This window comes from Pseudomonas sp. GW823-FHT02C05 (assembly GCF_058797595.1).
The window spans coordinates 1,505,725-1,519,807 of the sequence record NZ_JBXAJU010000001.1 but is presented as its reverse complement, the minus strand read 5'-3'; the positions used below and the strand labels follow the sequence as shown (position 1 = coordinate 1,519,807).

General features: G+C 66.5%; 10 protein-coding genes and 1 pseudogene. 4 read left to right on the top strand and 7 right to left on the bottom strand.

Annotation, left to right across the window (positions count from 1 at the left end; translation table 11 throughout):
* Positions 1-227 precede the first annotated feature (227 nt).
* The gene (locus AC1RGE_RS06845) at positions 228-767 is read right to left on the bottom strand and encodes a GNAT family N-acetyltransferase (RefSeq protein ID WP_103290934.1); all 540 of its coding nucleotides are present in this window, start codon (positions 765-767) and stop codon (positions 228-230) included.
* Positions 768-1,076: 309 nt separating this feature from the next.
* Here AC1RGE_RS06845 and AC1RGE_RS06840 point away from each other — a divergent pair.
* The 3 genes and pseudogenes from AC1RGE_RS06840 to AC1RGE_RS06830 form a co-directional block, all read left to right on the top strand.
* A pseudogene (locus AC1RGE_RS06840) lies at positions 1,077-1,439 on the top strand (PAS domain-containing protein); the annotation flags it as partial.
* Positions 1,440-1,607: 168 nt separating this feature from the next.
* Positions 1,608-2,681, top strand: coding sequence for a methyl-accepting chemotaxis protein (locus AC1RGE_RS06835; protein ID WP_492584250.1), 1,074 nt, complete (start codon positions 1,608-1,610; stop codon positions 2,679-2,681).
* A gap of 143 nt (positions 2,682-2,824) precedes the next feature.
* Positions 2,825-3,409 carry a LysE family translocator gene (locus AC1RGE_RS06830; RefSeq protein WP_011061600.1) on the top strand — a complete coding sequence of 195 codons (585 nt, stop codon included), beginning with the start codon at positions 2,825-2,827 and terminating at the stop codon, positions 3,407-3,409.
* 13 nt (positions 3,410-3,422) lie between these two features.
* On the opposite strand, the gene AC1RGE_RS06825 is transcribed toward AC1RGE_RS06830, so the two are convergent.
* From AC1RGE_RS06825 to AC1RGE_RS06805, 5 genes are all read right to left on the bottom strand, one after another.
* Positions 3,423-4,301: an AraC family transcriptional regulator gene (locus tag AC1RGE_RS06825; RefSeq protein ID WP_072441640.1), complete on the bottom strand. Its 879-nt coding sequence runs from the start codon at positions 4,299-4,301 to the stop codon at positions 3,423-3,425.
* A 25-nt stretch (positions 4,302-4,326) separates the two neighbouring features.
* Complete coding sequence (locus tag AC1RGE_RS06820) at positions 4,327-4,830, bottom strand: VOC family protein (protein ID WP_011061598.1); 504 nt, start codon at positions 4,828-4,830, stop codon at positions 4,327-4,329.
* Between the two features lie 85 nt (positions 4,831-4,915).
* Complete coding sequence (locus tag AC1RGE_RS06815; RefSeq protein ID WP_492583725.1) at positions 4,916-7,390, bottom strand: TonB-dependent siderophore receptor; 2,475 nt, start codon at positions 7,388-7,390, stop codon at positions 4,916-4,918.
* 98 nt (positions 7,391-7,488) lie between these two features.
* Positions 7,489-8,466, bottom strand: coding sequence for a FecR domain-containing protein (locus AC1RGE_RS06810; RefSeq protein WP_183000350.1), 978 nt, complete (start codon positions 8,464-8,466; stop codon positions 7,489-7,491).
* A gap of 3 nt (positions 8,467-8,469) precedes the next feature.
* The gene (locus AC1RGE_RS06805; RefSeq protein WP_011061595.1) at positions 8,470-9,003 is read right to left on the bottom strand and encodes a sigma-70 family RNA polymerase sigma factor; all 534 of its coding nucleotides are present in this window, start codon (positions 9,001-9,003) and stop codon (positions 8,470-8,472) included.
* Positions 9,004-9,327: 324 nt separating this feature from the next.
* Between AC1RGE_RS06805 and AC1RGE_RS06800 the strand changes: the two genes are divergently transcribed.
* Positions 9,328-11,415: an EAL domain-containing protein gene (locus AC1RGE_RS06800; protein ID WP_011061594.1), complete on the top strand. Its 2,088-nt coding sequence runs from the start codon at positions 9,328-9,330 to the stop codon at positions 11,413-11,415.
* A 9-nt stretch (positions 11,416-11,424) separates the two neighbouring features.
* Here the strand turns inward: AC1RGE_RS06800 and AC1RGE_RS06795 are convergent, their stop codons facing one another.
* Positions 11,425-13,869, bottom strand: a complete 2,445-nt coding sequence (locus AC1RGE_RS06795) for a hypothetical protein (protein ID WP_401260158.1) — start codon at positions 13,867-13,869, stop codon at positions 11,425-11,427.
* Positions 13,870-14,083: the final 214 nt, after the last annotated feature.

Here is a 14,083-nt window from a genome sequence, read left to right as displayed (position 1 = left end):
CGCCCCGGTCACATGAGCGACTGTTTCTTCGATTTAGAGCTGCAGGCCACGCGCGCCTCGACCTTGGCCGACAGGCCAATGGTGCGAAGGATGAAGGGCGTGGCTGGGGACATGGTCGCTGCAGGCTCAAGAATCAGGCGCCCAGTTTTAAAAGCCGGCGATCGCTTTGTCAATCCTCGAATCCGTTGAGTCCGCCGCGCAGGCTGCCAGGGTGCCTGCCCTGAGGGTCAGCCCGGGCCTGGGTTGTCCGGCGCGCTGATGCGGTACAGCAGGCTCGGCGCCTGGCCGGGAAAATCATCCAGTTCGCCTTCCAGGCTCAGCCCCAGGCGCTCCAGGGCGCGCCGCGAGGGCAGGTTGTCGGGGCGCACCAGGCCGGTGACCCGCGGTGCATGCAGTTCGCTGAAGGCCAGGTGCAGGGCGGCCCGGGCCATTTCCGCGGCATAGCCCTGGCCCCAGGCCTCGGGGCGCAAGCGAAAGTACAGGTTCAGCCCCGGCTCGTGGCCGAAGAAGCCCTGCATGATCCCGCCGAAGCCGATCAGCCGTTGCGGGTCGCTGCGCAGGGCGATGGCCCAGTAGCCGAAACCGTGCTGCTGCCAGTGTTCGATCCAGCCGTGCAGCTTGTCGGCGCAGGCGGCAGCGTTGATCGGGCCGTTGGGGTTGAAGCGGTTGGTCTGCGGGTCGCCATGGATGGCACAGGCCTGGGGCAGGTCGTCCAGGGTCGGGGCGCGCAGTAGCAGGCGGGCAGTTTCTTGGCAGGAGGCAGGCATTGGCGCGGCTCTATGGCTTAGGGACCTGGAGAAGGTAGGTGATGGGCCATCGGTTCTCAACCAGGGGCGGCCGGGGCATTGCTTGCCAGGCTAAGTATTGATCCAGGTCAAGAGTGTTGAATCTAGTTCCGTTGCCAGGGAAGTTATTTCCCTGGAGGCAATAGCGCGATTAAAAGTGCTATCTAAACTCGATTCGGTCGGGCGCTGGGCAGTTGTTGTAGTGGATTGCTCATCAGGCTCGGGAAAGTTCTGCAGGTACGCAGAAGAAGTCTTCGGGTAATCGCAGGATGCGCCAGTTGCTGTTTGATCATGACGAGCAATTACCAGACTTCCTGCGAGGTTTTTCAAATGAAAAACAATCTCCCGGTGACTCAGCGTGAGCGGGTGTTTCCTGCCGAACAACGGCTTATTTCCGCCACCGATACCCATGGCAAGATCACTTACTGCAATGACGAGTTCGTTGCGGTCAGCGGTTTCAGCCGCGAACAGCTGATTGGCAGCCCGCACAACATCGTGCGCCATCCGGACATGCCCGAAGCGGTGTTCGGCCATATGTGGTCCTACCTCAAGGACGGCAAGAGCTGGATGGGTATCGTCAAGAACCGTTGCCAGAACGGTGATCATTACTGGGTCAACGCCTATGTCACACCGATATTCAGCCAGGGCGTGATTGCCGGCTACGAATCGGTGCGGGTCAAGCCCGAGCGCCAGCAGGTGGAGCGCGCCGCCGCCCTGTACTCGCACCTGCGCAGCACCCGCCTGGCCACGCCCTGGCGCCATCGGCTGCTGGGCGCCGGGGTGTTTGTGCTGCCGCCGCTGCTGGCGGTACTGGCCAGCGCCATGGCCGGCTGGCTGGCCGGGCTCTGGGCCGGGCTGGGAGTGGCGCTGCTCGGGCTCTTTGCCGTGCAGGCCCACGGCGCCTACCGCACCGGGCAGTTGCTGGGGCGCATCAGCGCGGTGTCCCTGGGCAGTTTCGACAGCGAGCTGATTGCCCGCACCTATACCGATGAGCGAGGCCCGGTGGCACGCCTGCAGATGATCCTGATCAGCGAGGCGGCGAAGATCCGTACCGCCCTCAGCCGCCTGGGGGACTACGCCAACCAGGCGGCGTCACTGGCTTCCACCAGCCAGAACCTGTCGCGCCAGGCCGAGTCGGCCCTGGGCAAGCAGCGCGACGAAGCCGACATGGCGGCCACGGCGATGAACCAGATGGCTTCGTCGATCGCCGAGGTTTCGGTGCACATCCATGACACCGCCGCCGCGGCCGACCAGGTCAACGAGCTGACCCAGGTCGGCTCCCAGGAGGCGCGCCGTTCCCGGGTGGTGATCGAGAAACTGGCGGATACGGTGGATGCGGTCAGCCAGTCGGTGGAAGGCCTGGCGCAGGAAACCCAGTCGATCCAGGTGGCGGCGAACATGATCCATTCGATCGCTGAGCAGACCAACCTGCTGGCCTTGAACGCAGCCATCGAGGCGGCGAGGGCCGGCGAGCAGGGCCGGGGGTTCGCCGTGGTCGCCGATGAGGTGCGGGCCCTGGCGTCGAAGACCCGGGAATCGACCCAGAGCATCCAGCGCATCATCCAGAGCCTGCAGCAGGTGGCGGGCCAGGCCGTGGAAGTGGCGCGCCAGGGCAGCGTGGAGGCGCGCTCCGGGGTGGCCCAGGTAGTCAGCACCCAGCAGGCGCTGGACGGCATCAACTCGGCGGTGGAGCGCATTCACCAGATGAGCCAGCAGATGGCCGCGGCGTCGGAGCAGCAGGCCCATGTGGCCGAGGAAATCTCCGAGCAGATCAGCAATATCGCCCGGGTCTCGGACCAGAATGCCGATATTGCCATGCACTCCTGCAGCATTGGTGGCGACCTTGAGTCCACCGCCCATGAACTCAATGCACTGGTGACCCGATTCAATAGTTGATTGCCGGGCGCGATCCACAAGTTCGTCGCGGCCTGCGCGGTGTCACGACAGCCCGCCACCGGCAGGGTAGTTTTGTTCAATACCGCCTCACCACGGCCTCGTAGTCTGTGCGGCTCCAACCCACAGAGACAAAGAGGCAAGTGATGAGCGTAGTGTTTTCCATGGCGGCCTTTGCCCTGGCGGCCTCCATTACCCCGGGGCCGGTGAACATCGTCGCCCTGGGCAGCGGTGCGCGGTTCGGCTTCAGGGCCAGCCTGCGCCATGTGGCCGGGGCCACCCTGGGGTTTGTCCTGTTGCTGGTGCTGGTCGGCCTGGGGCTGCACGAACTGCTGCGCCAGTGGCCGGCCCTGACCCAGGGCATCCGCCTGTCCGGCGTGGCCTTCCTGCTGTACATGGCCTGGAAGCTGGCCCGGGACGATGGCCGGCTGGATACCGAAGGCCAGCCTCGGGCGCCGTCGGCCTGGTATGGCGCCCTGATGCAGTGGCTCAACCCCAAGGCCTGGCTGGCTTGCGTGGCCGGCATGGGAGCCTTCGCCGCCGATGGCGAGGCGCGGCTGGTGTGGCTGTTCGCGGCGGTGTACCTGGTCATCTGCTACCTGTCGGTGGCCTGCTGGGCCTATGCCGGCAGTTTTTTGCGCCATTACCTGGGCAACCCGGCGGGCATGCGCCTGTTCAACCGGGCCATGGCCGCCTTGCTGGCAGTCAGCGCGGCCTGCCTGCTGCTTTGAATGCAGCTGGGCGTCAGTGGGCCTGGGGTTCGCCGCGCCTGGCCCGTCGCGGCCCCTGGTACTGGCCCGGGGTGGCCCCCAGATGCTGCTTGAACGCACGCTGCAAGTGCGCCTGATCGGCGAAGCCCGCGGCCTGCGCCACCTCGGCGATCGGCACGCCCTGGCGTAGGCGGGCCTGGGCGAACTGCACCCGCCGGTTGACCAGGTAGGCATGGGGCGCCATGCCGTACTGCTGCTTGAAGGCGCGGATCAGGTAGGAGGCCGAAAGCTGCGCAGCCTGGCAGATCTGTTCCAGGTCCAGGGGCTCGGTACAGTGCTGGCGGATGAACTGCGCGGCCCGTTCAAGCTTGTGGTTGTTCTCCCGGGGCGGGGCCTTGGCCGGGTTCAGGCGCTGTTGCAGCTCGCTGAAGAACGCCACCACGCAGCTGTGCTTGTGCAGCGTCTCGGCCTGTGGGTCCACGAGGGCGTGGTACAGCTGCTCGAGGTCGGCGAAGAGTTGCGGGTCGTCGCTGCTGGTTTCCTCGAAGGGCTGGAACTGCAACTCGGGGCTCACGCCCAGTTCATGTTGCAGGCGGGTCAGCCAGGGCGTGTCGACGTACAGCATGCGGTACGACCAGGGCTGGTCGTCGATGGGGTTGCAGGCGTGGACCACCCCGGGGTTCATCAGCACCACGGTGCCGGCGCCCACCTGCCTTTGCGTCTGCTCGCTGACGTAGGTACTGACACCTGCGGTGATGCAGCCGATGGAGAACTGCTCATGGGCATGAGCGCAATAGCAGACCTTGCGCCCGTCGGCGATGGAGCGGGCCTCGATGAAGGGCAGGGCCACATCGCGCCAGAAGAGGGGGGCGTCTGCAGAGGGCGGGGCGGTTTTCGTCAAGGCCATATCCATCGCTCAAGGACCGGCCACGAGTGTATTAGCTTCGCGCGTCGAAGGCGCGTTGCAGCGTCGCGATATCGAGTTTTTTCATCCCCAGCAGGGCCTGCATCACCCGCTCGGAACGGGCCGGGTCGGGGTCGCACATCATCTGCGCGAGCGTCTGCGGCACGATCTGCCAGGACAGCCCGAAGCGGTCCTTGAGCCAGCCGCATTGCTGGGCCTGTTTCGGGCCGCCAAACCCCAGGGCATTCCAGTAGTGGTCGAGTTCGGCCTGGGTGCGGCAGTGCACTTGCAGCGACACCGCTTCGTTGAAGGTAAACGCCGGGCCGCCGTTGAGGGCACTGAAGCCCTGGCCGTCAAGCTCGAACGTCACGTTCATCACCGAGCCTTCGGCGCGGCCATGGAACTCGAAGCCGGCCTTGCCGTAGTGGCTGACGTGGGTGATGCGCGAGTGCTCGAAGATCGAGCAGTAGAACTGTGCGGCCTCGTGGGCCTGATGGTCGAACCACAGGCACGGGGTGATGGTCTGGATGCGTTGCATGGGGGCGCTCCTCTGCGGGTTGAGCACGCTCGCACAAGCGTAGTCAACCCGCAGCCGGAGCGGGCTACCATGGATCGGCGCGGGGCTAGAAGTCCCAGCGGGTGGCCAGTTGCAGGCTGCGCGGCTCGCCGTAGAAGCCGGTGCTGAAGTTGCCGATACCGGTGTAGTACTTCTTGTCGAAGAGGTTCTTCACGTTCAGGGTCGAGCTCAGGTGCTGGCTGAACTGGTAGCGGGCCATGGCATCCACCAGGAAGTAGCCGTCCTGGGTGATGCGCGAGTCATGCCCGCCATTGACCGTATCGCTCGGGTCGGGCTGGTACACCTTGCCGAAGAACTGGCTCTGCCAGTTGACCCCGCCGCCCACCGTCAGGCGGTCCCAGGCGCCGGGCAGGCGGTAGGTGCTGAACAGCCGAGCCACCTGCTGCGGTTCGGTGCTCTGCAGCACGGAGCCGTAGACGTAGTCGTGATTGGCGTCGCGGGTGTGGTTGTAGCTGTAGCCGGCCGACAGGTTCCAGCCTTCGCTAAGCTCGCCAGCCACCTCCACCTCGAAACCCTTGGTGGTCGCGCCTTTGGTCGGACGGTAGATGGCGTCGATGCCCCAGCCGTCCACCAGTTGCGCGACGTTGTCCTGCTCGGTGTGGAACACCGCGAAGCTGGCGTTGACCCGGCCATCCAGGTACTCGGCCTTGATCCCGGCTTCGTAGCTGTCGCCCTGCACCGGGTCGAGGATCTTGCCGTCGACGTCCTTGCTCATCTGCGGCTGGTAGATGCTGGTGTAGCTGGTGTACAGCGAGTAGCTGTCGTTGAGGTCGTAGACCAGCCCGGCATAGGGGGTGACCACGCCGGTCTGCTGGTAGCGCTGGCGTGCGTCGGGGCTGTTGGGGTCGAGGTAGCGGGTGTTGTCGATGCCCTTGAAGTCGCTGACCCGGGTGCCGAGGATCACCGCCAGGTCGTCGGTGGGCTTGAGGCGGGTGGCCAGGTAGGCGCCGGTCTGGCGCTGGAGGATGTCGTTGTCGCCGATCTTCGGGATGTCCGGCTTGGCGAACTCGCCGCGCCAGTCGTAGATGCTGCCGCCCACTGGCGGGTACACCGAGCCGTGGACCGGGATGTCCTGTTTGGCGTTCATCAGCATGAAACCGGCGATCAGCTCGTGCTCGCGGCCGAACAGGCTGAAGGGGCCGTGCAGGTTGATGTCGAGGTTGTCCTGGCGCTGGTCGCCCTTGAACTTGCCCATGTACATGAACATGCCGTCGCCGCTGGCCTGGTCCGGGTTGCCGCCGCTGGCCGAGCCCAGCAGGGTGTCGTGCTGGCGGCGCAGGTGGTCGTAGCTGACCTTCAGGGTCCAGTCATTGGCCAGTTGCTGTTCCAGGGAGGTGAACAGGGTCTGGTTCTTGAAGTCGCGGCGGCTCCAGTCGGTGGCCGGGTTGAACGAGCGCGAGAAGCGGGTGCGCGAGCCGTCGCTGAAGTACATCGGGAAGCCGGTCCAGGTGGCGCCTCGGGAACGGGTGTTCTGCTGGTCCAGGCCGAAGGTCAGCAGGGTGTCCGGGGTCAGGTCGGCTTCGAGAATGCCGTAGGCGATGTCCTTGGTGTTCTGGTAGTGATCCAGGTACGAGCTGCGATCCTGATAGACCCCGACAAAGCGTCCGCGCAGGTTGCCGCTTTCGGTCAGAGGCCCAGAGATATCGCCTTCGCTGCGGTAGTTGTCCCAGGAACCGACGGTGCCGGTGACCGAGGCCTTGAACTCTTTGGTCGGCCGCTTGCGGATCAGGTTGACGGTGGCCGACGGGTCACCGGAGCCGGTCATCAGGCCGGTGGCGCCCTTGATGATTTCCACCCGGTCGAAGGTCGCCATGTCGGTGCTGGTGGTGCCGTAGTCGTAGACCCCGTCGTAGGTGGCGTTGACCCCGTCGTACTGGAAATTGGTGATGGGCAAGCCGCGGCTGGAGAACTCCCAGCGCTCGCTGTCGTAGTTCTGCACGCTGACCCCGGGGGCCCGGCGCAGGGTGTCGGCGATGCTGGTGGCGCCCTGGTCGTCCATCTGTTGGCGGGTGATCACCGTCACCGTTTGCGGGGTTTCGCGCAGCGACAGGTTGAGGCCGGTGGCCGAGGCGCTGGCCCCGGTGGTGTAGCTCTGGCTGCCTTCGGTGACGCTGCCCAGGCCCTGGGCGGAAATCTGCGTGGTGCCCAGTTGCAGCGGGCCGCTGGTGGCGGGAAGTACCTTGAGCACATAGCCGCCGCTGACCGCCTGGGCTTGCAGCCCGGAGTTCGCCAGCAGCAGTTGCAGGGCCTCTGCGACGCTGTAGCGGCCGTTCAGGCCGGGGCTCTGCTTGCCGGCGGCCAGGTCGTTGTGCCCGGCAATGAACACCGCGCTCTGCTCGGCGAAGCGGTTGAGCACCGTGACCAGCGGCCCGGGGCCGATGCTGTAGCTGCGCCGTTCAGCCTGGGACTGGTTCTGGCCCGCATCGGCAGCAGCGTGGGCCCAGGGCGCGGCGCCGCACAGCAGTGCGGTGCACAGGGGCAGGGTATGAAAGGGCAGGCGCGAACGACGGGGTGATGGCATGGGGTTCCCTTGTGGGTCGGCAATGTGAGGACTGTTACCGGGTTAACCGAAGGGCGTCGGAAAAAGGGAACCTGCCAGGTGAAAAAAGTTTTCCGGCTTCAGGTACGTGGCTCCAGGGTCACCCACCAGGACGCCAGGCGCTTGACCCGCACCGGCAACGCCGCTTCCAGCAGGGCCAGGGCCTGGTCGGAGTCGTGCAAGGGGAAAGAGCCCATCACCGGCAGTTGGGCGATGGCCGGGTCGCAACCCAGGTGGCCGTTGCGATAGCGCCCCAGTTCCTCCAGCAGTTGCTCCAGGGGCAGGTTGTCGGCCAGCAGCAGGCCGTGGCTCCAGGCTTCGCGGGCGGCACTGGCGGCGTGCAGCGGCCCCAGGGTGCGGCCATCGAAGCGCAGCTGCTGGCCGGCATTCACCACCTGCACCTGCAAGCCACTGGCGCTGCGTACCTCCACCGCGCCGGCGTAGACGTTGAGCAGGCTGTCGCTGGCGCCGCAGCGCACGCTGAAGCGCGTGCCCAGGGCGCGCAGGCGGCCGTGTTCGGTCTGCACCAGGAATGGCCGCTGCGGGTCCTTGGCGGTGTCGATGAGGATTTCCCCCAGGTGCAACGCCAGCAGCCGTTGCTCGGTGCTGTAGCGCACATCCACCGCGCTCAGGGCATTGAGCCACAGGCGCGTACCGTCGCTGAGCAGCGTGTCGCGGACTTCCCCGGTGCCGGTGGCGTAGTCGGCACGCCAGCGGCTCAGGGCCTGGGGCAACGGGCTGTTGCGCCAGGTGCCCCAGCCCAGGCCGGCCAGCAGCAGTGCACCGAGTACCTGGCGCCGTGCCAGGGCTGGACGTCGGGCGGCGCTCAGGGCGCGGCTGGCGGATGGGCGGGTGTTGGCCTCCTGCAATGGCAGCAGGCGCTGGCTGACCCGCTCGACATAGCTCCAGGCCTGGCGGTGTTCCGCGCTCTGCTCGAACCAGTCCCGCCACTGGCGACGCTGTTCGTCGCTGCTGCCTTGGTCCTGCAGTTGCACGTACCAGTGCGCGGCCTGTTGCAGGCAGGCGTGGCTGAGCCGGCCGCCGGGTCGAGGGTCCATGGTTCAGTCCACCAGCAGGCCGTCGAGTTCGGCCTCCAGCAGCGCGCAATGCAGCAGGGCCTGGGCCAGGTACTTCTTCACCATGCGCTCCGATACCCCCAGCTCATCGGCGATGGCCTGGTAGGGCCGGCCGTGCAGTTGAGCGAGGATGAAGGCCGAGCGCACCTTGGCCGGCAGGCGGCTGAGCATGGCGTCCACTTCGTACAGGGTCTCGACAATGATTGCCTGCTGCTCCGCCGAGGGTTGCACCGCCTGCGGGCGTGCAGCCAGCGCCTGCAGCCAGGCCTGCTCCAGTTGCCGGCGCCGCCAGTGGTCGATGCACAGGCCCCGGGCCACGGTGGCCAGGTAGGAACGCTGGTGGACCTCGTCACGCAGCACCGGCGGGCGCTTGAGCACCCGGACAAAGATGTCGTGGGCCAGGTCGGCGGCGTCCCAGGCGTGATTCAGGCGCCGGCGCAACAACTCGTAGAGCCAGCGGTGATGGGCATCGTAGAGGCTGTGGACCGAGTCCGGGCTGGCGAGAGGCGTGGAGGGCAAGGAGGCGTGTCCGCTGGCGATCTGGTTGTAAATGGGAATTGATCGCGATTAAAGCAAAAGCCATCGACCCCTGCAAACGATATCGCCGAGCCCTGGCGCAATCGACCGTGCTTGAGCGGGTGGCCGCGCAGGCAGTCAAGCCTGGCGTGAACAGGACGATAAAAGACTGGGATCGGGGCCATTCAGTGCTTGCTGAATGGGGTTTCTTCAGTGGTATCTTCGCCGGTATTCGCTTGTCATGGCCTGGCGCTGCATTGCGTATCCATGGGGCGGGCGGCAACGTCCGGGGGGTATCGGACGCGCAGCGGCAAAGGGGCGGGGCTTATGCGAAACGTGGGGTTCAAGCTGTTTTTCACCCATCGTCTGGCACTCCTGGCGGGTGCCGAGTCATTACGCTCGATCCGCGAAGGCCTGTTGTGGCTGCTGCCATGCCTGCTGGTCTCGGCGCTGCTGCTGATCCTCGGCCAGTGCGCCCAGGCGCTGGGTGCGCCGCCAGCATTGGTGGAGCTGCTGACCGGCCTGCACAACCGCATCAGTTCGATCATTCCCCTGCTGGTGGCGGCGTCCATCGGCTACATGCTGGCGATCAAATACCGCCTGCCCCAACTGCCGGTGGCCTTCCTCTGCCTGTCCCATGTGGTGATCGCCATCTACCTGCTGCGCGACTACCCGCGGGCGGCGGCGACCTTCGTGCTGTTCATCGCCATCGCCTCGCCCCTGGTCAATGTGCCGCTGATGGCCCGGCTGCACCGCCAGCGCTGGACCCGGCTGGTGGACGAAGGGCTGGTGGGGCACAACCTCAAGGGCACCATCAACATGGTGCTGCCGGGGATGGTGACCTCTTTGGTGCTGGTCTGCGTGTTGCAACTGCTGCTGCAGTTCCATGATTTTGCCTACGTCGAGCGGCCGATCGATATCGACGACCTGGACAACCCCTACCTCAACGCGATCTTCCTGACCTCGACCAATTCGCTGCTGTGGTTCTTCGGCATTCATGGCGCCCATGCCATGCAGCCGCTGATGGATGTGATGGACCAGGCCGTGACGCTCAACGCCGCGGATCAGGCCGCTGGCCGGCCATTGCGCTATGCCTTGAACAGCGGCTTGCTGGGCTGTTTTGCCTTCATTGGCGGCTCTGGCGGTTCCCTGGCACTGGTGCTGGCGATCCTCGGCTTCTCGCGCAACCGCTCCATGCGTCTGCTGGCCTTGGCGAGCCTGGCGCTGTCGCTGTTCAACGTCAACGAACTGCTGTTGTTCGGTGTGCCGATCATCCTCAACCCGCGCCTGCTGGTACCGTTCATGCTGGTGCCGATGGTCAATGCCTGCCTGGCGCTGCTGGTGGTGCAACTGGGGTGGGTGAGCCCGGCGCTGGTGAGCCTGCCCTTTACCTCGCCGGTGCTGCTCAATGCCTACCTCAGCACCCAGGGCGACTGGGGCGCGGTGCTGCTGCAAGGGCTGCTGCTGGGGGTCGGCATCCTGATCTACATGCCCTATGTGCGCAGTATCCAGCGCCAGGGCGAGCAAAGTGCCCAGGTCTACCTGAAAACCTTCGACACCACCTTCCATGGCCTGGAGGAGCGGGGCCGGCTGTTCGAGCTGGACCCGATGGTGGCGTCCTACCAGCAGGCCGCCCAGCAGTCATTGCAGCTAGCCCGTATCCAGCAGTTGAGCGACTACGACTTCCACCTGGAGTATCAGCCCCAGGTGATCAAGGACAGCGGCTTGTGCAGCGGTTGCGAAGCGCTGATCCGCGCCCGTGACCGCGAGGGCAAGGTGCAGTCGCCCTGGGAACTGCTGCAGTGGCTGGGCCAGGCCAAGCTGATGCCCGAGGTGGATTTCTGGGTGGCGTCCCAGGCGGTGCGCCAGCACCTGGCGTGGCGCAAGGTCGGCTTCGAGCTGCCCATCACCATCAATATCTCCAGCGCCACCCTGGCTTCCCGGGAACATGGCCAGCGCCTGCTGGAGATTCTGGCCCGGGCCCAGGGCCAGGTGTCGGTGGAGATTACCGAGGATGCCCTGGTGGGCGATGCGCTGCTGACCCAGCAATGGATCGGCAAGCTCCATGCGCTGGGCGCCCGGGTCTATATCGATGACTTCGGCACCGGCTTTTCCGCCCTGAGCTACCTGCACCAGTTCCCGGTGGACGGGATCAAGATCGACCGCAGCTTTGTCCTCGCCCAGCGTGAACCCAAGGGCGCCCAGGTGTTGAACGGCCTGCTGCGTTTTTGCGAAACCCTCAAGCTCAAAGTGGTGGTGGAAGGGGTGGAAACCCGCGAGCAGCTGGATTTCCTGCAATCGAGTGCCGAGCTGACCATCCAGGGCTGGTACTACAGCAAATCCCTGCCCGGGGAGCAGATCCCCGGTTTTGTCAGCCAGCGCGCGCGGGACGCCCAGGCACTGAAGGCCGATTGACCCCGGGGCTCAAGCCCCGGCGCGGAAGGCCGGGTGCGCCGGGCGGCGTAGCGCCTGCCACGCCCTGGCCTGGGGCCAGTCGGTGGCGCTCAGCCACAGCCCCTGGTGTTCACGCAAGGGTTCGGCGGGCAGGCGCAACAGGTCCTCCAGTGCCCACTCCAGGCTGTGGCCCGGATCGGGATCGTCCGCCACCTGCCAATCCCGTTCGAACAGCTGCAGCGCCAGGCCCCGGGCATCGAAGTGCTGGAACAGCGGGCGGTGGCGCAGCCAGTCGGGGGCGATGCGCAGGCTGCGTTCCTGCACATCGAGCAGCAGCAACTGCCAGGCGCGGTAGCCCTGCTGCGGGTCGCCGGCGCCGAGCCGGAGCCGGGTCAAGGCCAGGTAGCGGGCGTCGGTGGACCAGATCAGCGACGGAGCCAGATCGCCTACTGCACAGCCGGAGGCGGTGAGCAGGTGGCCGCCGAGCCGCGGGCTGGTTTCCCGCAGCCAGCTGTCGGCGTACTCGGTTTCGCTGCCAAACAGCCACGCGGCGTCGCGGCCATCGGGGGCAGGCTGGATAAAGTCACCCTCGGCGACCGCGGCCTGAGGCCGATCCACCAGGCGCCAGGGCGCCACGGGCTGCAATTGGTCATCGATCACCTGCCAGTCCTGGCGCTCATAGCAGGGCTGCGAGGCCGGGCCTTCGGTGCAGAACGCCGCGGCGTGTTCAGGTGCGGGCGCCGGCCGGTTGAAGCGTTGCAGCGGGCTGCTGGCGTGGTCCGGGTCGAGGCGCCCGACCAGCACGGCCAGGCTCAGGCGGCCCTGGCGAAAGTCCAGCAGGCGCGCCGCCAGCAGTGCCGGGCTGTAGATCAGGCGCTGCTGTTGCAGGTCCGCCACCACCACCTGGGGGGCCAGCTCCAGGGTCTCGCTCCAGGGCAGCAGGGCCAGGTAGCGCTGGCAATCGGAAACCCGATGGTCCAGCAACCAGCACCCGGGCAGTTGCCAGGTGCCGATCTGGCATCGGTAGGCACCCAGGCCCCGGGGGTTGTCCGTCAGCCAGCTGAACAGCGCGCGCTGCTCGCCCAGCAGGGGCTGGGACTGGATCCGGCTTTCGCCCCGGGCCCCGCTGCCGTCCAGGGGCTGCAGCAACTGGGTGCGGGTCAGCGGCAGTGGCTCCACTTGCAGGCAGCCTTGCCGGTCGTGGCCGACGCCGGTTTCGCTGTCGCTGTGGGTACTGTGCAAGCGATAGCCGTAGCGCCCGTGGTCCGCCTCGGCCAGGTCCAGGTATGCGCTGTAGCCCAGCCAGTGGCGATCCAGGCTGAGCAGCGGGCCAGGGTAGAAGGATGGTTCTGCATGGCTGGCGACCCAGGGCGCGGGCAATGCCCGCCAGCCCTTGTCGGCCTGCCACAGCCAGCAGCACGCGGCCTCAGGCTGCGCCTGCTCGTGGGCGATGCAGGCCAGGGCCCGGCCATCGTCGCGCCAGATGCGGGGTGCGTCCGCCCGCAGCAGCAAGCCGCTGGGCTGGCCGTCGATGCTTATGCGATAGGGCGGCGTGCGCAGGGGTTCCAGGGGTTGCTCCAGGGCCCTGAGGCTGGCCGGCAGCGCCAGGCTGGCGTGCAGCCGGTGGCTGCCGTGGGGTGCGCTTTCTTCGAAATCCTGGCAAGCCAGGGCCTCCAGCCACTGGCCCGGCTCCAGCCAGAGATCGGCTACCGCCACCAGATCGACGCATTCGGCCTCCTGCAGCAGGCTGTTCAGGCTGGCCTGGTGCTGGCCGTTGTCCACCAGCGGGCTGTGGCGGCCGCTGAGGGTGTCGGCGCTGAAGGCATCCAGCTCCCAGAAGTGTTCCCGGTTGCAGCGGTACAGGCGGCGCTGTTCACGGTCGAGGATGGCCAGCCCCCAGTGTTGCCTGGAAGGCAGCGGCGCGGCGAAGTAGCGCCCGTCACTGGAAAACCGCGCCGAGGACCCCAGCCCTTGCAGCAGCACCCCATCGGGGAACAGGTAGTCGCAATAGGTGGGCCCGCCCATGGCGATCTCGCCGTGATTGAACACCCGGATCGGCTGGCCCTCCGGGGTCTGTTGCGGTTCGTTGCCGCCCCAGGCGCTGATCGGTGTGGGGCTCGGCTGCACCAGCCCCAGGCGGCGTTCCAGGTGGCTGACCGCTGCCAGCCCGGCAAAGATGCTGGTGAAGGCGGCGGCGATATCCCAGTAGGCCGGCAGGGCCCGACCCAGGCTGAAGCCCAGGCCGAACGCGGCGCTGATCATCAGCCGCGCCAGGCCGCGGGCGGTTTTAGGCCAGCCCAGGCGCGCCGCCAGGGTCATCGCCGCTGCGCAGCCGAGCAACACCCCCAGGGCCGCCGGGGGCGGCAGCAGGGTGACGAAGAAGATCGGGATGAGCAGGGCGGCCAACTGCCAGAGCAACTCCAGCAACAGGCGTGACAGGCTCTTTTCGGATGCGGGGGAGGAAGCTTCGGGCATCGGCGACATCCTTGTATGGGAGCGAGCGAGCTCGCGATGGGCGTCAACGATAACGCGGGTCTACAGGAAGTGCGCGGCGTTTTCCGATGCATCGCGAGCAAGCTCGCTCCTGCAGAGGGGGGATTGGCTCAAGAGGGGCAATCTGCCCTTGCCGGCGAAAAAGGGCAGCGGGGAAAAATGCAGTCATATTGACTGCGTTGGCGGTCTTTATGAC